Source organism: Pseudomonas sp. MYb541, from assembly GCF_037479595.1.
In the GTDB taxonomy this organism is placed as follows: Bacteria; Pseudomonadota; Gammaproteobacteria; order Pseudomonadales; family Pseudomonadaceae; genus Aquipseudomonas; species Aquipseudomonas canadensis.
This window is the reverse complement of sequence record NZ_JBBGYS010000070.1, coordinates 1-21,972: the sequence shown is the minus strand read 5'-3', so window position 1 is coordinate 21,972 and position 21,972 is coordinate 1. Positions and strand designations below refer to the sequence as shown.

Sequence of the window (21,972 nt, the reverse complement as noted above, 5' to 3'; positions counted from 1 at the left end):
GCACACCGAGCCTAGGCGAGGTGCCGAGTGTTGGGGCAAGAGCGTTTTGCTTACTTTGCCGCTTTTGCAAAGTGAGCCGCCGTAAGGGCGGAACCCTAAGTGGCCGTTACCTAAAAAACGGATATGTACTCAATAAAACCAACCAACCCCAAACCTGGCCCAACTCTTGCTCTACCTCCCAATACTGCATCCCCGACCCCCATGCAGTGGAGACCTTTACCTATGCCAGTCGCCCCGAATTCGCTCCTTCAGGCTGCCCCCGCGGCCAAGCCTCAAGCGCCCGCTGCCAACCCACCGGCAGCGGCTGCGGACCCACGGGACAAGGGCCCTGGCTTCGCTCAAGTGTTCGCCAACCAGGCTTCCAAACCCACGGCCAAGGCCGACGATAATTCGCCCAAACCCATCGCCGGCAAGTCCTCCGACGCCAGTGCCAAGCCAGCGGCAAGCAGCGACAAACCTGCCGCCAGCACGCCAGCCGTTGCCGATAGCGGCAAACCCTTGCCTGCCACCCCACCGGCCAAGACCGACGACAGCGCCAGCAAGGATGACGAAGCGTCAACCGACCCGACCCTGGTACAGCAGCCTCCAGCTGACCCGGTGGTCGATCCGGCCCTGATTGCCACCGTCACTCCAGTCGCCGTGCCAGTGCCGGTGGAAACCCCGGCGCCTGTCACCACAGCCAAGGATGACAAGACCCAGCCGGTAGTCGCGGCACCCGTCGCGGCCACCGAGGAAGCCAAGCCTGTCTTTGATCCGGAAACCGACCCATTGGACGCCATGCCAGCCGTGCGCCTGGCGATGGAGCAGGGCGGTCATGTCTCGGCCAGCAGTCAGGCCCAGGCCAAAGCCGCCCCGGCGCCAACTCAGGATCAACCCACCGCCGCACAGAACTTTGCCGCCGGCCTGGCCAATATGGTCGACCAGCAAGCCACCAAGGACAGCACTGACACGGGTGGTGACAAGGCCTTCGGCGGGTTGATCGAGGACGGCCTCAAGGACCTGAAAAACGCCAGCAGCGACACCCGTGTCGACGACTTCGCCAACCGCCTGGCTGCATTGACCCAGGCCGCCACGCCGAAAACCGCCAACGCCTTGCCGCCGGTAACCAATGCGCCGCTGGCCATGCACCAGAGCGGCTGGACCGATGAAATCGTCAACCGCGTGATGTACCTGTCCAGCGCCAACCTCAAGTCGGCGGAGATTCAGTTGCAGCCGGCCGAACTCGGTCGCCTGGATATCAAGGTCAACATGACCGCCGACCAGCAAGCCCAGGTCAACTTCATGAGCGCCCACCCGGTGGTACGTGAAGCCTTGGAAAGCCAGTCCGGCCGATTGCGGGAGATGTTCGCCCAGCAGGGCATGGGGCAGGTGGATGTGAACGTGTCCGACCAGTCCCGTGGCCAGGAGCAACAGCAGCAACAGGCCCAGACCCGTGGCGTGAGCGGCAGCGGCGGGCGCGGTGGCGATAACAGCGACAGTGGTAACCACATTGATGTGGCTGAAGCCGTGACGCCGGTCACCTCAACCGTAATCGGCTCCAGCGCCGTCGACTACTACGCCTGATCCGAGCCTGGCGCCGGACGAAATGTGGGAGGGGGCAAGCCCCCTCCCACAATTTGATTTGCTGCGCCCGTACGTCCTCGACTTCCAGACAACTCTGGCATAACACTTGCTCTTGCCTTTCCGTAGATCTATGAATCCCCGAATAGTGACGGATTATTGGCATGGCGAAGAGCGACGACGCAGCAAAAGCACCCGCAGGCAAAGGTAAGCTCAAGCTTATCCTGTTGATAGTCCTGGGCCTGCTCCTGGCCATCGGCGCCTCGGTCGGCGGCACCTGGTACATCATGCACAGCAGTGCCAGCAAGCCGGCACCTGCCGCCGAAACCGCCAGTAACGTCAAGCAACCGGCAATTTTCGAGCCGATGCTTCCGGCCTTTGTCGCCAACTTCAATCAGAATGGCCGCCAACGCTACCTGCAGGTGAGCATCACCTTGCTGGCGCGTAACCAGTCGGACCTGGATGCCCTCAAGGTGCACATGCCAGTGATCCGCAACAACCTGGTGATGCTGTTCTCCGGTCAAAGCTTCGACAGCCTGGCCACCCCGGTGGGCCAGGAAATGCTGCGCCAGAAGGTCACTGCCAGCGTGCAGGAAGTGGCCCAGAAGGAACTCGGCAAAGTCGTGGTCGAGCAGGCGCTCTTCACTAACTTCGTATTGCAGTAGGATCACGACATGGCCGTGCAAGACCTGCTGTCCCAGGATGAGATCGATGCGCTGCTGCATGGCGTCGACGATGGTCTGGTACACACCGAAATGGCTGCCGAGCCCGGCAGCGTCAAAAGTTATGACCTCACCAGCCAGGATCGCATCGTCCGTGGACGCATGCCGACGCTGGAGATGATCAACGAACGCTTCGCCCGTTATACCCGCATCAGCATGTTCAATATGCTGCGCCGCTCGGCGGATGTGGCGGTGGGCGGCGTACAGGTGATGAAGTTCGGTGAATACGTGCACTCGTTGTACGTGCCCACCAGCCTCAACCTGGTCAAGATCAAGCCGTTGCGCGGTACCGCGCTGTTCATCCTGGATGCCAAGCTGGTGTTCAAACTGGTGGACAACTTCTTCGGCGGCGACGGCCGTCACGCCAAGATCGAAGGCCGTGAGTTCACCCCGACCGAATTGCGGGTAGTGCGCATGGTGCTGGAGCAGGCCTTCATCGACTTGAAGGAAGCCTGGCAGGCGATCATGGAAGTCAATTTCGAGTACATCAACTCGGAAGTGAACCCGGCCATGGCCAACATCGTCGGCCCCAGCGAAGCCATTGTGGTGTCCACCTTCCACATCGAACTCGATGGCGGTGGCGGCGACCTGCACGTGACCATGCCGTACTCGATGATCGAGCCGGTGCGCGAGATGCTCGACGCCGGTTTCCAGTCCGACCTGGACGATCAGGACGAGCGTTGGGTCAAGGCCCTGCGCGAAGACCTGCTGGACGTCGACGTACCCCTGAGCGCCACGGTGGCCCGTCGCCAGTTGCGCCTGCGCGATATTTTGCACATGCAGCCAGGGGACATCATCCCCGTCGAATTGCCCGACGAAATGATCATGCGCGCCAATGGTGTGCCGTCATTCAAGGTCAAGCTCGGTTCCCACAAGGGCAACTTGGCTCTTCAAGTGGTCGAACCGATCAATCGTCGCTGATCAACACTCATTTTTGCTTCGCCGAGGACATGTAATGGCTACCGAACACGAAAACACTTCCGCCGAAGACCAGGCCCTGGCTGACGAATGGGCGGCTGCCCTGGAAGAAACCGGCGATGTTGGCCAGGACGACATCGATGCGCTGCTGGCCGCTGACGCCGCCACCTCTCCGGCCGGCAACCGTCTGCCGATGGAGGAATTCGGCAGCGTGCCGAAGAACAACGACCCGGTGACCCTCGACGGCCCGAACCTGGATGTGATCCTCGACATTCCCGTGTCGATCTCCATGGAGGTCGGCAGCACCGAAATCAACATCCGCAACCTGCTGCAACTCAACCAGGGTTCGGTGATCGAGCTGGACCGCCTGGCCGGTGAGCCGCTGGACGTGCTGGTCAACGGCACCCTGATTGCCCACGGCGAAGTGGTGGTGGTCAACGAGAAGTTCGGCATCCGCCTGACCGACGTGATCAGCCCGAGCGAACGCATCAAGAAGTTGCGCTGAGATGAAGTATTCGATGGCGGGACTGTTTCTGGCGCTGCCATTGAGCGCCCTCGCGGCTGAGCCGGCCGCGCAGGCCACCGCTGCCGCTGCGCCAGTGGTGAGCAGCGGCATTGGCGGGCAATTGACCCAACTGGTGCTGGGTCTGTTGCTGGTGGTGGGTTTGATCTTTGCACTGGCCTGGCTGTTGCGCCGGGTGCAGCGCGTGGGGCCGGGCAATGGCCAGGTGATCGAGATGATCGGTTCCCGCGCCCTCGGCCCGCGTGATCGGCTGGTGCTGGTGCAAGTGGGCGGGGAGCAGATCCTGCTGGGCATCACGCCCGGTCGCATCACCCCGCTGCATGTGCTAAAGACCCCGGTGAGCGTGGATCAGAGCCAGTCCGCCACGCCAGAATTCGCCCAGCGCCTGATGGAGTTGCTGGGCAAGGATCAGAAGGATAAGAAGTAATGCGCGTTTTATTGGCGCTCATGCTGTTGCTGGCCGCGCCACTGGCGTTTGGCGCCGACCCGTTGTCGATCCCGGCGATCACGTTGGGCACCAACGCGGCCGGCGCGCAGGAGTATTCGGTCAGCCTGCAGATCCTGCTGATCATGACCGCGCTGAGCTTTATCCCGGCGTTCGTCATGCTGATGACCAGCTTCACGCGGATCATCATTGTGTTCTCGATCCTGCGCCAGGCCCTGGGCCTGCAGCAGACGCCGTCGAACCAGATCCTCACCGGCATGGCCTTGTTCCTGACGCTGTTCATCATGGCGCCGGTGTTCGACAAGGTGAACCAGCAAGCGCTGCAACCCTACCTGGCGGAGAAAATGACCGCCCAGGATGCGATCGACAAGGCCCAGGGCCCGATCAAGGACTTCATGCTGTCGCAGACCCGCTCCAGCGACCTTGAGCTGTTTATGCGTCTGTCCAAGCGCACCGACATCGCCACCCCGGACCAGGCACCGCTGACCATCCTGGTGCCGGCGTTCGTCACCTCCGAATTGAAAACCGCGTTCCAGATCGGCTTCATGATCTTCATCCCGTTCCTGATCATCGACCTGGTGGTGGCGAGCGTGTTGATGGCCATGGGTATGATGATGCTGTCACCGCTGATCATCTCGTTGCCGTTCAAGATCATGCTGTTTGTGCTGGTGGACGGCTGGGCGCTGATTATCGGCACGTTGGCCGGCAGTTTCGGCGGGGTATAGCGCAATGACGCCAGAAGTAGCTGTCGACCTGTTCCGTGAAGCGCTGTGGCTGACCACCGTGATGGTCGCCGTGCTGGTCGTGCCGAGCCTGTTGGTGGGCCTGCTGGTGGCGATGTTCCAGGCCGCGACGCAGATCAACGAACAAACCTTGAGCTTTTTGCCGCGTTTGCTGGTGATGCTGGTCACCCTGATCGTGGCCGGCCCTTGGCTGGTGCAGACCTTCATGGAATACATTCTGCAGTTGTACGGCAGTATTCCGCAGTTGATCGGCTGACCGGATGCAGTCGTTGCTGGCATTGACCGATACCCAGATCAGCACGTGGGTGGCGTCCTTCATCCTGCCGATGTTCCGCGTGACGGCGATGTTGATGGCCATGCCGGTGTTCGGCACCACCCTCGTACCACGCCGGGTGCGCCTGTACTTCGCGGTGGCGATTACCGTGGTGATCGTGCCAGGGTTGCCGCCGATGCCACCGGTCAATGCCATCGATCTCAGCGCGTTGCTGCTGATTGCCGAACAAATCCTGATCGGCGCGCTGATGGGCTTTTCCCTCACGCTGTTTTTCCAGGCCTTTGTGGTGGCCGGGCAGATCATCTCGATTCAGATGGGCATGGGCTTCGCCTCCATGGTCGACCCCACCAACGGCGTATCGGCGGCGGTGATCGGGCAGTTTCTGACCATGCTGGTGACCTTGCTGTTCCTGGCGATGAACGGCCACCTGGTAGCCTTTGAAGTGATGACCGAAAGCTTCACCACCTTGCCGGTGGGCTCGGGGCTGGTGGTCAATCATTTCTGGGAAATCGTCGGGCGCCTGGGCTGGGTGTTCGGCGCGTCGCTGTTGCTGGTGTTGCCCGCCATTACCGCGTTGCTGGTGGTCAACATCGCGTTCGGCGTGATGACCCGTGCGGCGCCACAGCTGAACATCTTCTCGATTGGTTTCCCGTTGACCCTGGTATTGGGCATGGGGATTTTCTGGATCGGCCTGGCCGACATTCTCAATCAGTATCAACCGCTGGCGACCGACGCCTTGCAGTTCTTACGTGATCTGGCACGGGCGCGCTGAGCCATGGCCGAGAGCGAGAGTGGTCAGGACAAAACAGAAGACCCCACGGAGAAGCGCAAAAAGGACTCCAGGGAAAAGGGCGAGATTGCGCGCTCCAAAGAGCTGAACACCGTTGCAACCATGATGGCCGGCGCCGGCGCCTTGCTGATCTACGGCGGCGGTCTGGCGCTGGACTTGATGGAGTTGATGAAGCACAACTTCACCTTGCCCCGCGACGTGCTGCTCAACCCTGACGCCATGGGCCAGTACCTGCTGCACTCGGGCAAGATCGCGATCCTGGCGGTGCAGCCGATCCTGATCACTTTACTGCTGGCTGCGCTGATCGGCCCGGTCGCCCTGGGTGGCTGGTTGTTTGCCGCCGGCAGCATGGCCCCAAAATTCAGCCGCATGAACCCGGCTGCCGGGCTCAAGCGCATGTTTTCCGCCAAGGCCCTGGTGGAGTTGCTCAAGGCATTGGCCAAATTCATCCTGATTCTATTTGTGGCGCTGATGGTGTTGTCGTCCGACATCGACGACCTGCTGCGCATCGCCCATGAACCGCTGGAGTCGGCGATTATCCACAGCGTGCAGGTGGTGGGCTGGAGCGCGCTGTGGATGGCGGCCGGGCTGATCATCATCGCTGCCGTGGATGCCCCGATCCAGCTGTGGGAAAGCCACAAGAAACTGCTGATGACCAAGCAGGAAGTGCGCGACGAGCACAAGGACCAAGAGGGCCGCCCCGAGGTCAAGCAGCGCATTCGCCAGCTGCAGCGGGAAATGTCCCAGCGCAAGATGATGGGCGCAGTGCCCGACGCCGACGTGGTCATCACCAACCCGACGCACTACGCCGTGGCGCTCAAGTACGACCCAGAGAAGGGTGGCGCGCCGATGCTGCTGGCCAAGGGTAGCGACTTTACGGCGTTGAAAATCCGCGAAATCGCGGTGGCCAACGACATCCTGCTGCTGGAGTCGCCGGAGCTGGCGCGGTCGATTTTCTATTCCACCGACCTCGACCACGAGATCCCCGCTGGGCTCTATCTGGCCGTCGCGCAGGTGTTGGCGTACGTTTATCAGATTCGCCAATACCGCGCGGGCAAGGGTAAGCGCCCGGATCCACTCAAGGATCTGCCGATTCCACCGGATTTGCGCCGCGATTCCTGATTTTTCACTCCCTACCACTCGTCGTGAATGCCTGTCTACCTGTCAACTTTGACAGTAGCCAGAAGCTCGTTCTCGCGGTTCCATTGCTTAAAGCACTGCGCGAAAGTTGTAGATGAGATGCAGGGAGAGTGGTTTTGAAGGCGGTCAGAGGCGCTGTCAAATATTACGACCAGAAATCCGGGATGGGCTTGATTGCCCTGGAAAACGGTGAAGACGACGTGCGAGTGGATTTCATCGGTTCGCGAGGTATTCGGCTTGCCGTGGGCCTGCGGGTTGAGGTCAAGAGAGTCCATGGGCGCGATGCGGTCTATGCATCCGACGTTCGCGTTATCCCGTAAGTCAGGAGAACGGCAATGGCAACAGGTACGGTGAAATGGTTTAACGCGGAGAAGGGGTTTGGTTTTATTTCGCCGGACGATGGAAGCGCAGATGTATTTGTCCACCATTCCGCGATAAAAATCGATGGCTTCAGAACCCTCGAAGAAGGCAAAAAAGTCGAATACGGCATCGTTCAAGGCCCAAAAGGCCCACAGGCCGATAACGTCAAACCCTTGTAGTTTCGTCCTCGCCGATGGTTTCAAGGCAATGCCTGAGAGCGATCTGACCCTTAGAGCAAAAGTTGGAAGGCTTCTTGCAATACCGCCTGCAAGACGCCCAGCCGCGTCAAAACTTTGCTTCAAAGGACACGAGGAATACCGGTGGTGGATCGCTCTCAAATGCTCGGCAACGCCCGCAGCACCCTGACTGACCTCTCGCGAGGCAATCTGGGTGTGCCGTTGTTGTTGCTGGTGATGCTGGCAATGATGATGTTGCCGATGCCGCCGTTCCTGCTCGACGTGTTCTTCACCTTTAACATTGCGCTGTCCGTCGTCGTCCTGCTGGTGTGCGTCTACGCCCTACGGCCGTTGGATTTCGCGGTATTCCCGACCATTCTGCTGGTGGCGACCCTGCTGCGCCTGGCGCTCAACGTGGCGTCGACCCGTGTGGTCATGCTGCACGGCCAGGACGGCCACGCCGCCGCCGGTAAGGTGATCCAGGCCTTCGGTGAGGTGGTGATCGGCGGTAACTACGTGGTCGGTATCGTGGTGTTCGCGATCCTGATGATCATCAACTTCGTGGTGGTCACCAAAGGCGCCGGGCGGATTTCCGAGGTGAGCGCGCGGTTTACCCTCGACGCGATGCCCGGCAAACAGATGGCTATCGACGCCGACCTCAATGCCGGCCTGATCGACCAGAACCAAGCCAAATCCCGTCGCCTGGAAGTCGCCCAGGAGGCCGAGTTCTACGGTTCCATGGACGGTGCCAGCAAATTCGTGCGCGGTGACGCCATTGCCGGCTTGCTGATCCTGTTCATCAACCTGATCGGCGGCATGGCCGTGGGTATCTTCCAGCACGGCATGACCTTCGGCGATGCGGGCAAGGTCTACGCCTTGCTGACCATCGGTGACGGTTTAGTGGCGCAATTGCCATCACTGTTGTTATCAACAGCGGCGGCCATCATGGTGACCCGTGCTTCGGGCTCCGAAGACATGGGCAAGCAGATCAGCCGGCAGATGTTCGCCTCGCCCAAGGCCCTGGCCGTGGCGGCGGGCATCATGGCGATCATGGGTATCGTGCCGGGCATGCCGCACGTGTCATTCCTGAGCATGGCGGCCCTGGCTGGCGGCGCTGCGTACATGTTTTGGAAAAAGCAGAATCAGGTCAAAGTCATCGCCCAACAAGAGATCGCCCGCCAGCAGGAACTGCTGCCATCCCCGGCCCGCGCCCAGGAAACCAAGGAGCTTGGCTGGGATGACGTAACCCCGATCGACATGATCGGCCTGGAAGTCGGCTACCGTCTGATCCCGCTGGTGGACCGCAACCAGGGCGGCCAATTGCTTGCGCGGATCAAGGGCGTGCGCAAGAAACTGTCGCAGGACCTGGGCTTTTTGATGCCCACCGTGCACATCCGCGACAACCTCGACCTGGCCCCGAGTGCCTATCGCCTGACCCTGATGGGCGTGATCCTGGCCGAAGCCGAGATCTACCCGGACCGCGAACTGGCGATCAACCCCGGGCAGGTGTTCGGCAGCCTCAACGGCATTACCGCCAAAGATCCGGCTTTTGGCCTGGACGCGGTCTGGATCGAAATCAGCCAGCGCAGCCAAGCGCAATCCCTCGGTTACACCGTGGTGGACGCCAGCACTGTGGTCGCGACTCACCTCAACCAGATCCTGTACAAACACTCCCACGAGTTGATCGGCCACGAGGAAGTCCAGCAATTGATGGGTTTGCTGGGCAAAGCATCGCCAAAACTCGCCGAAGAGCTGGTACCGGGCATTCTGTCGCTGTCGCAGTTGCTCAAGGTGTTGCAGGCGCTGTTGGCCGAACAGGTGCCGGTACGCGATATCCGCAGCATTGCCGAGGCCATCGCCAACAATGCCGCCAAGAGTCAAGATACTGCCGCCCTGGTGGCTGCGGTGCGCGTCGGATTGTCGCGTGCAATCGTCCAAAGCATTGTAGGGCTTGACTCCGAGCTGCCTGTGATCACCTTGGAACCAAGGTTGGAACAAATATTGCTCAATAGTATTCAGAAGGCAGGACAAGGCCAGGAAGAGGGCGTTCTGCTGGAGCCAAGCATGGCTGAGAAGCTGCAGCGCTCGTTGATCGACGCCGCACAGCGCCAGGAAATGCAGGGCCAACCGGTGATTCTGCTGGTGGCAGGCCCCGTCCGGGCGATGTTGTCGCGGTTTGGGCGTTTGGCAGTACCGAATTTGCACGTTTTGGCTTATCAGGAAATTCCTGACAACAAGCAAGTGACTATCGTCGCGACAGTAGGGCCCAACGGCTGAGGGTAGTGGGTTATGCAAGTGAAGCGTTTTTTCGCCGCCGATATGCGTCAGGCCATGAAACTGGTGCGTGATGAGCTGGGCGCCGACGCCGCGATTATCGGAAACCGTCGTATTGCCGGCGGTGTCGAGCTGACGGCTGCCCTGGATTACACCCCCTCGGCGCTGGCGCCGCGTGTACCGAACATGGAACTCGAAGACGAGCTGCGCAAAACCGCCTCGCGCATCGTTTCGGCCCAGGCTGAACTGAGCATGCGCGGCGACAGCGATGCCACCACCAATCGCCAGTTGTTCGCCGGCTTGCCACTGACCGCTGCCGAGCCGTTGGTCGAGCCGACGTTCAAAGAGCCACCGCGTCCTGCTGCGCCGGCCCCGGCGCCTGCGGTTGACCAGCGGGTGTTCGATTCGATGCGTTTTGAACTCAACGGCCTGCGTGAACTGCTGGAAGTGCAGTTGGGCTCGCTGGCGTGGAACCAGCTGCAAGGCAGCAAGCCGCAACAAGCCAACCTGTGGCGTCGCCTGCAACGCATCGGCCTGTCCGGCCCGTTGTCCCGCGACCTGCTGGCGCTGACCACCGAAATCGAAGAGCCTCGCCAGGCCTGGCGCATGTTGCTGGCCCACCTGGCGCGGATGATCGTTACCCCGGAAATCGAGCCTCTGGAAGAAGGCGGTGTGATTGCCATGGTCGGCCCTGCCGGCATGGGCAAGACCACCACCCTGGCCAAGCTGGCTGCCCGGTACGTCCTCAAATACGGCGCGCAGAATATCGCGCTGGTGAGCATGGACAGCTACCGTATTGGTGCCCAGGAGCAGCTCAAGACCCTGGGCCGGATCCTCAATGTGTCGGTGACCCATGTCGACCCGGGCCAGTCCCTGGCCAACGCCCTCGACCCGCTGCTGCGCAAGCGCGTGGTATTGATCGATACTGCCGGCCTGCAAGCCAGCGACCCGGCATTGCGCATGCAGTTGGAAAGCCTGGCGGGGCGTGGCATCAAGTCGAAAAATTACCTGGTGCTTGCAACCACCAGCCAGAAACAGGTTCTTACCGCTGCGTATCATAGTTACAAGCGTTGTGGCCTGGCCGGTTGCATCCTCACCAAGCTCGATGAAACCGCGAGCCTGGGCGAGGTGCTAAGCCTGGCCATCAGTCATGAATTGCCGGTCGCCTACCTGACCGACGGGCCGCGGATCCCGGATGATCTGCATCTGCCGCGCCGTCATCAGTTGGTCAGCCGTGCAGTCAGCGTGCAAATGCAAGAAGAGCCTAGCGAGGAAGCGATGGCCGATATGTTCGCCGACCTCTACCACAGCCCGGCAAAACGGGTCGGTTGAGGCAGGATGAACACCGTGAAATGTATCTACATCGATGGTCTGCAAGCGATTCACGCGGCCAAGCCATGTAGCCTGCGTCTAAGCAAGACAAGGTAAAGAAATAAAATGGGCAGCATGCATCCCGTACAGGTGATCGCGGTGACCGGCGGCAAAGGTGGCGTCGGGAAAACTAACGTGTCAGTGAATTTGTCCCTGGCCCTGGCAGAGCTTGGCCGTCGCGTCATGCTGCTGGATGCTGACCTGGGCTTGGCGAACGTGGACGTTCTGCTGGGGCTGACACCCAAACACACCCTTGCCGATGTGATCGAGGGCCGCTGTGAGCTGCGCGATGTGCTGCTGCAGGGTCCCGGTGGCATCCGCATCGTGCCGGCCGCCTCCGGCACCCAGAGCATGGTGCACCTGAGCCCGGCGCAGCATGCCGGCCTGATCCAGGCCTTCAGTGATATCGGCGACAACCTCGACGTGCTGGTGATCGACACCGCCGCCGGGATCGGCGAGTCCGTGGTCAGCTTCGTGCGCGCCGCGCAGGAAGTGTTGCTGGTGGTTTGCGATGAACCCACCTCGATCACCGACGCCTATGCCCTGATCAAACTGCTTAACCGTGACTACGGCATGAACCGCTTCCGCGTCCTGGCCAACATGGCCCAGAGCCCGCAGGAAGGGCGCAACCTCTTCGCCAAGTTGACCAAGGTCACGGATCGCTTCCTCGATGTCGCTTTACAATACGTCGGCGCAGTTCCCTACGACGAGTGTGTGCGCAAGGCTGTGCAAAAGCAGCGTGCAGTCTACGAAGCGTTCCCTCGTTCCAAATGCGCATTGGCGTTCAAGGCTATTGCTCAGAAGGTCGATACCTGGCCGTTGCCTGCCAACCCTCGGGGGCATCTGGAGTTTTTCGTCGAGCGATTGGTGCATCAGACGAGCGCAGGACCCGTGCTATGACAGCGACTGGCTACAACGCGTACAAGAAGTCTGCCCGTGACAGTCAGGGCGAGTTGATCGAGCGCTACGCGCCCTTGGTCAAGCGCATTGCCTATCACTTGCTGGCACGCCTGCCCGCCAGCGTCCAGGTCGAAGACCTGATCCAGGCGGGCATGATCGGCCTGCTCGAAGTGTCGACCAAATACGACGCGAGCAAGGGTGCGAGTTTCGAGACGTACGCGGGTATCCGTATCCGTGGCGCGATGCTCGATGAAGTACGCAAAGGTGACTGGGCGCCGCGTTCGGTGCATCGCAATACGCGCATGGTCAGTGATGCAATTCGCGCAATTGAAGCAAAAACCGGTCGCGACGCTAAAGATCACGAAGTTGCGGCCGAACTCCAATTGAGTCTCGACGATTACTACGGGATTTTGAACGATACCTTGGGCAGCCGCCTGTTCAGTTTCGACGACCTGTTGCAGGACGGCGAACACGAAGGGCTGCACGAGGACGGCGCGAGCGCTCATATGGAGCCATCGCGTGACCTGGAAGATGAGCGTTTCCAGGGGGCGTTGGCGGACGCGATTGCCAATTTGCCGGAGCGTGAGCGACTGGTGTTGGCGCTGTACTACGACGAAGAGCTGAACCTCAAGGAAATCGGTGAGGTCCTGGGGGTCAGCGAGTCGCGGGTCAGCCAGTTGCACAGCCAGTGCGCTGCCCGCTTGCGGGGGCGTTTGGGAGAGTGGCGAGCGCGCTGACAGGCAGTGTGGGGACACTGCAGACGATACCGTGAAGGCCACGAACCTTTGCGGGTTCGACCCGTGGTGCCCCGGCAGTCCTTTTTGTGTAATGCCTGTTGATTGAAATGGCGTGTCCAGGTGCTGGGCGCGTTTAAGACTGCTTGGAGGTCGAATTGGACAAGAACATGAAAATCCTCATCGTTGATGACTTCTCAACGATGCGGCGGATCATAAAAAACCTGTTGCGTGACCTTGGGTTCACTAACACGGTCGAGGCGGATGACGGCATTACGGCGATTCCGATCCTCAACAGCGGCAGCATCGACTTTCTGGTAACGGACTGGAACATGCCGGGCATGACCGGTATCGACTTGCTGCGCCACGTGCGCGCTGACGAAAAGCTGCGCAGCCTGCCTGTGCTGATGGTGACCGCCGAAGCCAAGCGTGAGCAGATCATCGAAGCCGCCCAAGCCGGGGTCAACGGTTACGTGGTCAAGCCATTCACTGCATTGGCCTTGAAAGAGAAGATCGAAAAAATCTTCGAACGCATCCACGGCTAATGCCATCGCGGGGGAGCTATGGAGCATAAAGAAACGTCACAGGGAGACTTCGAGTCGACCCTGAAAAAGCATGCTCACCAGTTGGTCGACAGCCTTGAAAAAGGCCAATTCGGCGACGCGGTGCAGTTGATCCATGAGCTCAACCAGACCCGTGACCGCGGCCTGTACCAGGAAGTGGGCAAGCTCACACGCGAGCTGCACAGTGCGATCGTCAATTTCCAGATTGACCCGCATATGCCCCAGGCCGAGGAAATCTCGCAGATCACCGATGCCACCGAACGCCTGTCCTACGTGGTCAGGCTGACTGAGGCGGCGGCCAACCGCACCATGGACCTGGTGGAAAACGCCACGCCCCTGGTCAACGGCATGGCCAACGAAGCCCAGGCCCTGAGCAACGATTGGGGCCGTTTCATGCGCCGCGAAGTGGGCGCAGAAGAGTTTCGTGAATTGGCGCGTCGGGTCGAAGGGTTCTTGTCACGCAGCGAGCAGGAAAACCGCACGGTTTCCAGCAACCTCAACGACATTCTGCTCGCCCAGGATTACCAGGACCTCACCGGTCAGGTGATCAAGCGTGTGACCCAGTTGGTCACCGAAGTGGAAAGCAACTTGCTCAAATTGGTGCTTATGGCAGGCCAGGTTGACCGTTTTGCCGGTATTGAACATGACCGCGAAGCGATCCTCTCGGAAAAAGATCCAAAAAAACATCTCGCCAAGGGTGAAGGTCCGCAGATTCATGCCGATAAACGTGAAGACGTTGTATCGGGTCAAGATGATGTCGATGACCTGTTATCCAGTTTAGGCTTCTAAGGAGCACCCACATGAGCTTCGGCGCCGATGAAGAAATCCTTCAGGATTTCCTTGTAGAGGCCGGCGAAATTTTAGAGCAACTGTCCGAACAACTGGTCGAGCTGGAAAGCCGCCCGGATGATGCGAACCTGCTCAATGCAATTTTTCGCGGTTTTCACACTGTAAAAGGGGGCGCCGGCTTCCTCCAGCTCCATGAGCTGGTGGAGTGCTGCCACATCGCCGAGAACGTGTTCGACATCCTGCGCAAGGGTGAGCGTCACGTTGATTCGGAATTGATGGACGTGATTCTCGAAGCACTGGATGCGGTCAACGGCATGTTCAGCGAGGTGCGCGACCGTGCACCGATCACCGCTGCCACCCCGGAGCTGCTGGCCGCCCTGGCGCGCCTGGCGGAACCGGCCGACACCTCGGCTGCGCCTGTGGTTGAGGCGGCTCCCGAGCCTGTGGCCGAAGCTGAGCCGGATGTGACCGACAGCGAGTTCGAACAGCTGCTCAACTCCCTCAGTGCCGTGAAGGCCGAGGCTGAGGCACCCAAGGCGCCCGTCTCTGCGCCAACCAGCGAAGACATCACTGACGCTGAGTTCGAATCCCTGCTCGACCAGTTGCATGGCAAAGGCCAGTTTGCAGCGGACGCCGTGGCACCTGCCGCTGCGCCCGAGGCGCCTGCTGCTAATGCCAACACCGACATTACCGACGACGAATTCGAAGCGTTGCTCGACCAACTGCATGGCAAGGGCACCTTCGCGGCCGACGCCCTGCCGGAAGTCGCCGCCACGGCTGCGGCGCCTGCCGCAGCCAGTGCAGCACCGGCCGGCGACGGCCTGATCTCCGATCACGAGTTTGAATCGCTGCTGGACGAGTTGCACGGCAAGGGCAAGTTCAGCGAAGTGGCCCCGGCCGCTGCTGCTGTTGCCACGGCTGCACCGGTTGCTGCCAAGGCCGCCGCGCCGGCTCCGGCCGCCAAGCCTGCGCCTGTAGCGGCTCCTGCTCCGGCGCGTGCCGCCGCAGCACCGGTTGCCGAGAAGCCTGCCAGTGAAGCCGAAACCACCGTGCGGGTTGATACCGCGCGCCTGGACGACATCATGAACATGGTCGGCGAACTGGTGCTGGTACGTAACCGTCTGGTGCGCCTGGGCCTGAGCAGCGGCGATGAAGCCATGCAAAAGGCCGTGTCGAACCTCGACGTGGTCACCGCCGACCTGCAAACCGCGGTGATGAAAACCCGGATGCAGCCGATCAAGAAAGTCTTCGGCCGCTTCCCACGCCTGGTTCGCGACTTGGCGCGTCAGCTCAAGAAAGAGATCAACCTGGAACTGGTGGGTGAAGAAACCGACCTCGACAAGAACCTCGTCGAGGCCCTGGCCGATCCACTGGTCCACTTGGTGCGCAACGCCGTCGACCACGGCGTGGAAACCCCTGAAGAACGCGAAGCCTCGGGCAAGTCCCGCAACGGCAAAGTGATCTTGGCGGCGGAGCAAGAGGGCGACCATATCCTGCTGTCGATCACTGATGACGGCAAGGGCATGGACCCGGCCATATTGCGCAATATCGCGGTCAAGCGCGGCGTGATGGACAAGGACGCCGCCGACCGCCTGACCGACACCGAGTGCTACAACCTGATCTTCGCCCCGGGCTTCTCGACCAAGACCGAGATTTCCGACGTGTCCGGCCGTGGCGTCGGCATGGACGTGGTGAAGACCAAGATCAGCCAGCTCAATGGCTCGATCAACATCTACTCGACCAAGGGCCAGGGCTCGAAGATCGTGATCAAGGTGCCTTTGACCTTGGCGATCATGCCGACCCTGATGGTGATGCTGGGCAACCAGGCGTTCGCCTTCCCGCTGGTCAACGTCAACGAGATCTTCCACCTCGACCTGTCGCGCACCAACGTGGTGGACGGCCAGGAAGTGGTGATCGTGCGCGACAAGGCGTTGCCCCTGTTCTACCTCAAGCGCTGGCTGGTGGCATCGGCCAAGCATGAAGAGCAGCGCGAAGGCCATGTGGTGATTCTCTCCGTGGGCACCCAGCGCATCGGTTTTGTGGTCGATCAACTGGTGGGCCAGGAAGAAGTGGTCATCAAGCCTTTGGGCAAAATGCTGCAGGGAACCCCGGGCATGTCGGGTGCGACCATCACCGGTGACGGTCGGATCGCGCTGATTCTCGATGTTCCGAGCATGCTCAAGCGTTACGCCGCTCGGCGTATTTGATTCTGGTGGGGCAGGGCGGTATTGCCCGCCCCACCTAACGGAGTGTTTATGGCAGTCAAGGTCCTGGTGGTGGACGATTCGGGTTTCTTCCGCCGCCGCGTCTCGGAAATTCTTTCCGCCGATCCAACGATCCAGGTAGTCGGCACGGCCACCAACGGCAAAGAGGCGATTGATCAAGCCATTGCGTTGAAACCGGACGTGATCACCATGGACTACGAGATGCCGATGATGGATGGCATCACCGCGGTCCGGCACATCATGCAACGCTGCCCCACCCCGGTATTGATGTTCTCCTCGCTGACCCACGAAGGCGCCCGGGTCACCCTGGATGCGCTGGACGCCGGCGCGGTGGACTTCCTGCCGAAGAATTTCGAAGACATCTCGCGCAACCCCGAGAAGGTCAAGCAGATGCTGTGCGAGAAGGTGCACAGTATTTCCCGCAGTAACCGTCGCAGCCTGTTCAGCGCGCCAGCGCCGACGCCTGCACCGGTTGCAGCGCCGCCTGCACCGACGTCATCGTTTGCTCGCCCAGCGCCAGCGCCGGTTGCACGGCCTGCCGTGGCGCCGGTTCGCGCTGCTGCGCCTGCGACTGCCCATTCGCCTGCGCCGAAGCGCAAGGCCTATAAACTCGTGGCTATCGGCACGTCCACGGGCGGCCCGGTGGCCCTGCAACGCGTGTTGACCCAACTGCCGGCCAACTTCCCGGCGCCAATCGTGTTGATCCAGCACATGCCTGCCGCCTTCACCAAGGCCTTCGCCGAGCGCCTGGACAAGCTGTGCCGCATCAGCGTCAAGGAAGCCGAGGATGGCGACATCCTGCGTCCTGGCCTGGCGTTGCTGGCGCCGGGTGGCAAGCAAATGATGGTGGACGGCCGTGGCGCGATCAAAATCCTGCCGGGCGATGAGCGCCTGAACTACAAGCCGTGCGTGGACATCACCTTTGGTTCGGCGGCCAAGTCCTACGGCGACAAAGTTCTGGCGGTGGTGCTCACCGGCATGGGCGCCGACGGCCGTGAGGGCGCGCGCCTGCTCAAGCAGGGCGGCAGCGTCATCTGGGCCCAGGACGAGGCCAGCTGCGTGATCTATGGCATGCCCATGGCCATCGTCAAGGCCGACTTGGCTGACGCCGTCTACAGCCTGGACGACATCGGCAAGCATCTGGTGGAGGCTTGCCTCTGATGGATGTCTTGAGCCTGATCGGTATCATCATGGCGTTTGTCGCGATCATCGGCGGCAACTACCTCGAAGGCGGTCACCTCGGCGCCCTGGCCAACGGCCCGGCCGCCCTGATCGTGATCGGCGGCACCGTGGGCGCGGCGTTGCTGCAGTCGCCCATGAGCTCCTTCAAGCGCGCCATGCAGATCCTTATCTGGATCATTTTTCCGCCACGTGTCGACTTGCCTGGCGGTATCGACCGCGTGGTCAACTGGAGCCTCACCGCCCGCAAGGAAGGCCTGCTGGGCCTGGAAGGCGTGGCCGATGCCGAGCCCGACAGCTACGCGCGCAAAGGCCTTCAATTGCTGGTAGATGGCGCCGAACCGGAAGCGATCCGCAGCATTTTGGAAGTGGATTTCTACACCCAGGAAAGCCGCGACATCAACGCCGCCAAAGTCTACGAAAGCATGGGCGGCTACGCGCCGACCATCGGCATCATCGGTGCGGTGATGGGCCTGATCCATGTGATGGGCAACTTGGCCGACCCTTCACAACTGGGCAGCGGCATTGCCGTGGCATTTGTCGCCACCATCTACGGCGTGGCCAGTGCCAACCTGGTGTTGTTGCCGGTGGCGAGCAAGCTCAAGTCGATTGCCCTGCGCCAGTCGCGTTACCGCGAGATGTTGCTCGAAGGTATTTTGTCGATTGCCGAGGGTGAGAACCCGCGCTCCATCGAATTGAAGCTCCAGGGCTTCATGGATTGATGGGAGATATCGATTATGAGCCGTCGCCGTCGCGAGCCCGAAGAACACGTCAACCACGAACGGTGGCTGGTGTCCTACGCGGACTTCATCACTTTGCTGTTCGCGTTTTTCGTGGTGATGTACTCGATCTCGTCGATCAACGAAGGCAAGTACAAAGTTATTTCCCAGGCGCTGATTGGCGTGTTCAACGACGCCGACCGCGCCCTCAAGCCGATCCCGATCGGTGAAGAGCGGCCCAAGACCGTGACCCCGGCCAAGCCGCTGGTCAACGACAGCGATGAAACCGCTGCCGGCGTGGGTGGCACCAGCGATCCGCTGAAAAGCATCGCCGATGACATCAGCGCAGCGTTTGGCGACCTGATCAGCTCCAACCAGATGACCGTGCGCGGCAACGAGTTGTGGGTGGAAATCGAGCTTAATTCCAGCCTGTTGTTTGCCAGCGCCGACGCGTTGCCGAGCGACCAGGCGTTTACCATCATCGACAAGGTGGCGGCGATTCTCAAGCCGTTTGAAAACCCGATCCATGTCGAAGGCTTCACCGACAATTTCCCGATCAGCACCGCGCAGTACCCGACCAACTGGGAGCTGTCCTCGGCCCGTGCGTCAAGCATCGTGCGCATGCTGGCGATGCAGGGCGTGAACCCTGGGCGCCTGGCCTCGGTTGGTTATGGCGAGTTCCAGCCGGTGGCCAATAACGCTACGGTAGAGGGCCGCGCGAAGAACCGCCGGGTGGTGTTGGTAGTGTCGCGCAACCTGGATGTGCGCCGCAGCCTGACCGGCACCGGTACCGCCAATGCAACACCGGATGCCGCCTTGAAGCGGGCTGGCACACAAACTGCACCGCCCCCTGTAAAACCGCCGGTTCGTCAGAGCGCCGTCAATTCTCCGTCGCCGGCTCAATAACCTTATGCAATGTCTCGGTCGCGCCTGTGCCTGCCGGGAGGTACCAACCGAATGAGAGTCTGGGCAGTTGCCAATCAAAAAGGTGGGGTCGGCAAGACCACCACGTCCATCGCCTTAGCCGGCTTGCTGGCCGAGGCGGGCAAGCGCGTGGTCGTGGTGGACCTGGACCCTCACGGCTCCATGACCAGCTATTTCGGCTACGACCCGGATGCGCTGGAACATAGCAACTACGACCTGTTCCTGCACAAGGGCAGCGTGCCGGCCGATCTGCCGGGGCAACTGCTGCTGCCCACCAGCAACGAAAGTATTTCCCTGCTGCCGTCCAGCACCGCCCTGGCCACCCTTGAGCGCCAGTCGCCGGGGCAGAGCGGGTTGGGCCTGGTGATCGCCAAGACCCTGGCGCAACTGTGGCAGGATTTCGACTACGCAATCATCGACAGCCCGCCGTTGCTGGGCGTGCTGATGGTCAACGCGTTGGCGGCCAGCCAACAGCTTGTGATTCCGGTGCAGACCGAGCACTTGGCCGTCAAAGGCCTGGAGCGCATGGTCAGCACCCTGGCGATGATCAACCGTTCGCGCAAACAAGCGCTGCCGTTCAGCATCGTGCCGACCTTGTTCGACCGCCGCACCCAGGCGTCCCTCGGCACCCTGCGCGTGTTGCGCGATGCCTATCCGGACACCATTTGGAATGGCTACATTCCAGTGGACACGCGCTTGCGTGACGCCAGCCGCGCAGGTCTCGCGCCATCGCAGTTCGACGGTAAGAGCCGTGGCGTACTCGCCTACCGCGCGTTGCTCAAGCACCTGCTGTCGCAGCAGCTTGTGGCGCAGGTGGCGTGATGAACCGTCCTGTCGAACTCAAGACTCGGCCGCAACTGGCGCTGGAATCCTATCTGGATGCCCTGCTGCAGGATGCGACCGCCGAAGAACTGCCGGAACCGATCCTGGTGTTGGAACCGGCTGTTGAACCCGAAGCCGCGCTGGATGAATTCCAGTTGGCGGTGCTGGAAGAACAAGCCCGCGATGCGCAGGTCGTAGTGCCGATCACACCGATAGTGGTGGCGCCTGTGGTGGTTGCTCCCGTTGTGGTCGAGCCGGTGGTGCAAGTGCACCTGCCGCCGAGCATCACACCGCCGCCGGTGACCGGTGATGGCCGCCCGAGCTGGGCTGCCGAACCGTTCGAATGCCTGCTGTTCGACGTCGCCGGGTTGACCCTGGCGGTGCCGCTGGTGTGCCTGGGCTCGATCTATTCGCTGGAAGGCCAGGAGCTGACGCCGTTGTTCGGGCAACCGGAGTGGTTCCTCGGCATCCTGCCCAGCCAGGCCGGCAACCTCAAAGTCCTGGATACCGCGCGCTGGGTCATGCCCGACCGCTACCGCGACGACTTCCGTCAGGGCCTGCAATACGTGATCTCGGTGCAGGGCTACGAGTGGGGGCTGGCGGTGCATCAAGTCAGCCGCTCGTTGCGCCTGGACCCGAACGAAATCAAATGGCGCAGCCACCGGGGCCAACGGCCTTGGCTGGCGGGCACCGTGATCGAACACATGTGCGCGTTGCTCGACGTCGCCGAACTGGCTGAGTTGATCGCCAGCGGTGCCGTCAAATCGATGCCACTGAACAAACACAGTTGATTGAACAATAAGGGCCGCATGCGAATGCGGTCAGCGAAGCACACACGCCGTACTCAACGGCATTTGAAGGGGTCAGGGGTATGAACAAGTCAGCGTCCGCACAAGGTTTGGATGATCCGATCCTGCAATGGGTGACCTTCAAACTGGACAACGAGTCCTATGGCATTAACGTGATGCGCGTGCAGGAAGTGCTGCGCTACACCGAGATTGCTCCGGTACCGGGTGCGCCAAGCTACGTGCTGGGCATCATCAACCTGCGCGGCAACGTGGTGACAGTGATCGACACCCGCCAGCGTTTCGGCCTGGTGCCGACTGAGGTTAACGACAACACGCGTATCGTCATCATCGAGGCCGACAAGCAAGTGGTCGGGATCATGGTCGACAGCGTGGCCGAGGTGGTTTACCTGCGTCAGTCGGAAGTGGAAACTGCGCCGAACGTGGGTAACGAGGAGTCCGCCAAGTTTATCCAGGGCGTGTGCAACAAGAACGGCGAGCTGCTGATTCTGGTTGAGCTGGACAAGATGATGAGCGAAGAAGAATGGTCGGAACTGGAGAGCATCTGATTGTTCCTTGAGGCCGCAATGATTGTCCTGGCCCTGTTGTGGGCCGGGACTTTGGCATTTCTGTTGCGCTATGTGCGTCAGCAGCGTGAACTGTTGTTGCAGCAGGCTGAGCGTGATGCTCTGCGTGATCGGCGGGTGCTGGAGTTGGTGAAGCGGGTTGATCACTTTCAGCAGAGTGCGGTGAAAGTCGGGGACGAGGTGCATGAGTTGCGCGCGATTCTTGCGCCGTTGCCTGACAAACTGGCGCAGATTGAGCAGCGGGATCCTTCGAGTCTTTCGTTTGCGCAGGCGGCGAAGCTGGTGGGGATGGGGGCTACGGTGGATGAGTTGACCCAATCCTGCGGACTGACCCAGGCTGAAGCGCAACTGATGAGTAAGTTGCATAAGAGTTGATTGAGTACATATCCGTTGCTGCGGTAACGGCCACTTAGGGTTCCGCCCTTACGGCGGCTCACTTTTGGAAAGGC

25 protein-coding genes are annotated in these 21,972 nt (G+C 61.0%); all 25 read left to right on the top strand.

Annotation, left to right across the window (positions count from 1 at the left end):
• Window positions 1-222 precede the first annotated feature (222 nt).
• Window positions 223-1,563: a flagellar hook-length control protein FliK gene (locus tag WH299_RS28770; RefSeq protein ID WP_339551967.1), complete on the top strand. Its 1,341-nt coding sequence runs from the start codon at window positions 223-225 to the stop codon at window positions 1,561-1,563.
• A gap of 161 nt (window positions 1,564-1,724) precedes the next feature.
• Entirely contained in the window at window positions 1,725-2,225 is a 501-nt protein-coding gene (fliL, locus tag WH299_RS28765) for a flagellar basal body-associated protein FliL (protein ID WP_122717829.1), read from the top strand.
• 9 nt (window positions 2,226-2,234) lie between these two features.
• The gene (gene fliM, locus WH299_RS28760; RefSeq protein WP_122725659.1) at window positions 2,235-3,203 is read left to right on the top strand and encodes a flagellar motor switch protein FliM; all 969 of its coding nucleotides are present in this window, start codon (window positions 2,235-2,237) and stop codon (window positions 3,201-3,203) included.
• A gap of 34 nt (window positions 3,204-3,237) precedes the next feature.
• Entirely contained in the window at window positions 3,238-3,705 is a 468-nt protein-coding gene (fliN, locus tag WH299_RS28755; protein WP_016976567.1) for a flagellar motor switch protein FliN, read from the top strand.
• Between the two features lies 1 nt (window position 3,706).
• The gene (fliO, locus tag WH299_RS28750) at window positions 3,707-4,150 is read left to right on the top strand and encodes a flagellar biosynthetic protein FliO (protein ID WP_126571003.1); all 444 of its coding nucleotides are present in this window, start codon (window positions 3,707-3,709) and stop codon (window positions 4,148-4,150) included.
• Window positions 4,150-4,893, top strand: coding sequence for a flagellar type III secretion system pore protein FliP (fliP, locus tag WH299_RS28745; RefSeq protein WP_122725661.1), 744 nt, complete (start codon window positions 4,150-4,152; stop codon window positions 4,891-4,893). Before fliO ends, fliP begins: the two co-directional genes overlap by 1 nt.
• Before the next feature lie 4 nt (window positions 4,894-4,897).
• Window positions 4,898-5,167 carry a flagellar biosynthesis protein FliQ gene (fliQ, locus tag WH299_RS28740; RefSeq protein WP_010208761.1) on the top strand — a complete coding sequence of 90 codons (270 nt, stop codon included), beginning with the start codon at window positions 4,898-4,900 and terminating at the stop codon, window positions 5,165-5,167.
• Window positions 5,168-5,171: 4 nt separating this feature from the next.
• Window positions 5,172-5,957 (top strand): flagellar biosynthetic protein FliR, encoded by a 786-nt coding sequence (fliR, locus tag WH299_RS28735; protein WP_095017112.1) that lies wholly within the window; start codon window positions 5,172-5,174, stop codon window positions 5,955-5,957.
• Window positions 5,958-5,960: 3 nt separating this feature from the next.
• Entirely contained in the window at window positions 5,961-7,097 is a 1,137-nt protein-coding gene (flhB, locus tag WH299_RS28730; protein ID WP_123474457.1) for a flagellar biosynthesis protein FlhB, read from the top strand.
• 128 nt (window positions 7,098-7,225) lie between these two features.
• Window positions 7,226-7,435, top strand: a complete 210-nt coding sequence (locus tag WH299_RS28725; RefSeq protein ID WP_122725665.1) for a cold shock domain-containing protein — start codon at window positions 7,226-7,228, stop codon at window positions 7,433-7,435.
• Window positions 7,436-7,450: 15 nt separating this feature from the next.
• On the top strand, window positions 7,451-7,654 hold the full coding sequence (locus tag WH299_RS28720) for a cold shock domain-containing protein (protein ID WP_122725667.1): 204 nt from the start codon (window positions 7,451-7,453) through the stop codon (window positions 7,652-7,654).
• 159 nt (window positions 7,655-7,813) lie between these two features.
• Window positions 7,814-9,928, top strand: coding sequence for a flagellar biosynthesis protein FlhA (flhA, locus tag WH299_RS28715; RefSeq protein WP_419793313.1), 2,115 nt, complete (start codon window positions 7,814-7,816; stop codon window positions 9,926-9,928).
• Between the two features lie 12 nt (window positions 9,929-9,940).
• A complete protein-coding gene (gene flhF / locus WH299_RS28710) occupies window positions 9,941-11,257 on the top strand; it encodes a flagellar biosynthesis protein FlhF (protein ID WP_028617315.1) in 1,317 nt (438 codons plus the stop codon).
• A gap of 105 nt (window positions 11,258-11,362) precedes the next feature.
• Window positions 11,363-12,196, top strand: coding sequence for a flagellar synthesis regulator FleN (fleN, locus tag WH299_RS28705; protein WP_003192912.1), 834 nt, complete (start codon window positions 11,363-11,365; stop codon window positions 12,194-12,196).
• On the top strand, window positions 12,193-12,933 hold the full coding sequence (gene fliA / locus WH299_RS28700; RefSeq protein ID WP_016976604.1) for an RNA polymerase sigma factor FliA: 741 nt from the start codon (window positions 12,193-12,195) through the stop codon (window positions 12,931-12,933). The genes fleN and fliA overlap by 4 nt, the downstream gene beginning before the upstream one ends.
• 167 nt (window positions 12,934-13,100) lie before the next feature.
• Window positions 13,101-13,475 carry a chemotaxis response regulator CheY gene (locus WH299_RS28695; protein ID WP_015885173.1) on the top strand — a complete coding sequence of 125 codons (375 nt, stop codon included), beginning with the start codon at window positions 13,101-13,103 and terminating at the stop codon, window positions 13,473-13,475.
• Window positions 13,476-13,493: 18 nt separating this feature from the next.
• Window positions 13,494-14,282 carry a protein phosphatase CheZ gene (locus tag WH299_RS28690; RefSeq protein WP_028617314.1) on the top strand — a complete coding sequence of 263 codons (789 nt, stop codon included), beginning with the start codon at window positions 13,494-13,496 and terminating at the stop codon, window positions 14,280-14,282.
• Between the two features lie 11 nt (window positions 14,283-14,293).
• Complete coding sequence (locus WH299_RS28685; RefSeq protein ID WP_339551966.1) at window positions 14,294-16,489, top strand: chemotaxis protein CheA; 2,196 nt, start codon at window positions 14,294-14,296, stop codon at window positions 16,487-16,489.
• 48 nt (window positions 16,490-16,537) lie between these two features.
• Entirely contained in the window at window positions 16,538-17,668 is a 1,131-nt protein-coding gene (locus tag WH299_RS28680; RefSeq protein ID WP_339551965.1) for a protein-glutamate methylesterase/protein-glutamine glutaminase, read from the top strand.
• Window positions 17,668-18,408, top strand: coding sequence for a flagellar motor protein (locus WH299_RS28675; RefSeq protein WP_016976609.1), 741 nt, complete (start codon window positions 17,668-17,670; stop codon window positions 18,406-18,408). The genes WH299_RS28680 and WH299_RS28675 overlap by 1 nt, the downstream gene beginning before the upstream one ends.
• Window positions 18,409-18,423: 15 nt before the next feature.
• Window positions 18,424-19,311 carry a flagellar motor protein MotD gene (motD, locus tag WH299_RS28670; protein ID WP_028617311.1) on the top strand — a complete coding sequence of 296 codons (888 nt, stop codon included), beginning with the start codon at window positions 18,424-18,426 and terminating at the stop codon, window positions 19,309-19,311.
• A 51-nt stretch (window positions 19,312-19,362) separates the two neighbouring features.
• Window positions 19,363-20,151 carry a ParA family protein gene (locus WH299_RS28665; RefSeq protein ID WP_028617310.1) on the top strand — a complete coding sequence of 263 codons (789 nt, stop codon included), beginning with the start codon at window positions 19,363-19,365 and terminating at the stop codon, window positions 20,149-20,151.
• The gene (locus tag WH299_RS28660; protein WP_028617309.1) at window positions 20,151-20,942 is read left to right on the top strand and encodes a CheW domain-containing protein; all 792 of its coding nucleotides are present in this window, start codon (window positions 20,151-20,153) and stop codon (window positions 20,940-20,942) included. Before WH299_RS28665 ends, WH299_RS28660 begins: the two co-directional genes overlap by 1 nt.
• An 80-nt stretch (window positions 20,943-21,022) precedes the next feature.
• Window positions 21,023-21,505: a chemotaxis protein CheW gene (locus WH299_RS28655; RefSeq protein ID WP_010564003.1), complete on the top strand. Its 483-nt coding sequence runs from the start codon at window positions 21,023-21,025 to the stop codon at window positions 21,503-21,505.
• Window positions 21,506-21,898, top strand: coding sequence for a DUF2802 domain-containing protein (locus tag WH299_RS28650; RefSeq protein ID WP_339551964.1), 393 nt, complete (start codon window positions 21,506-21,508; stop codon window positions 21,896-21,898). It abuts the gene before it with no gap.
• Window positions 21,899-21,972 lie beyond the last annotated feature (74 nt).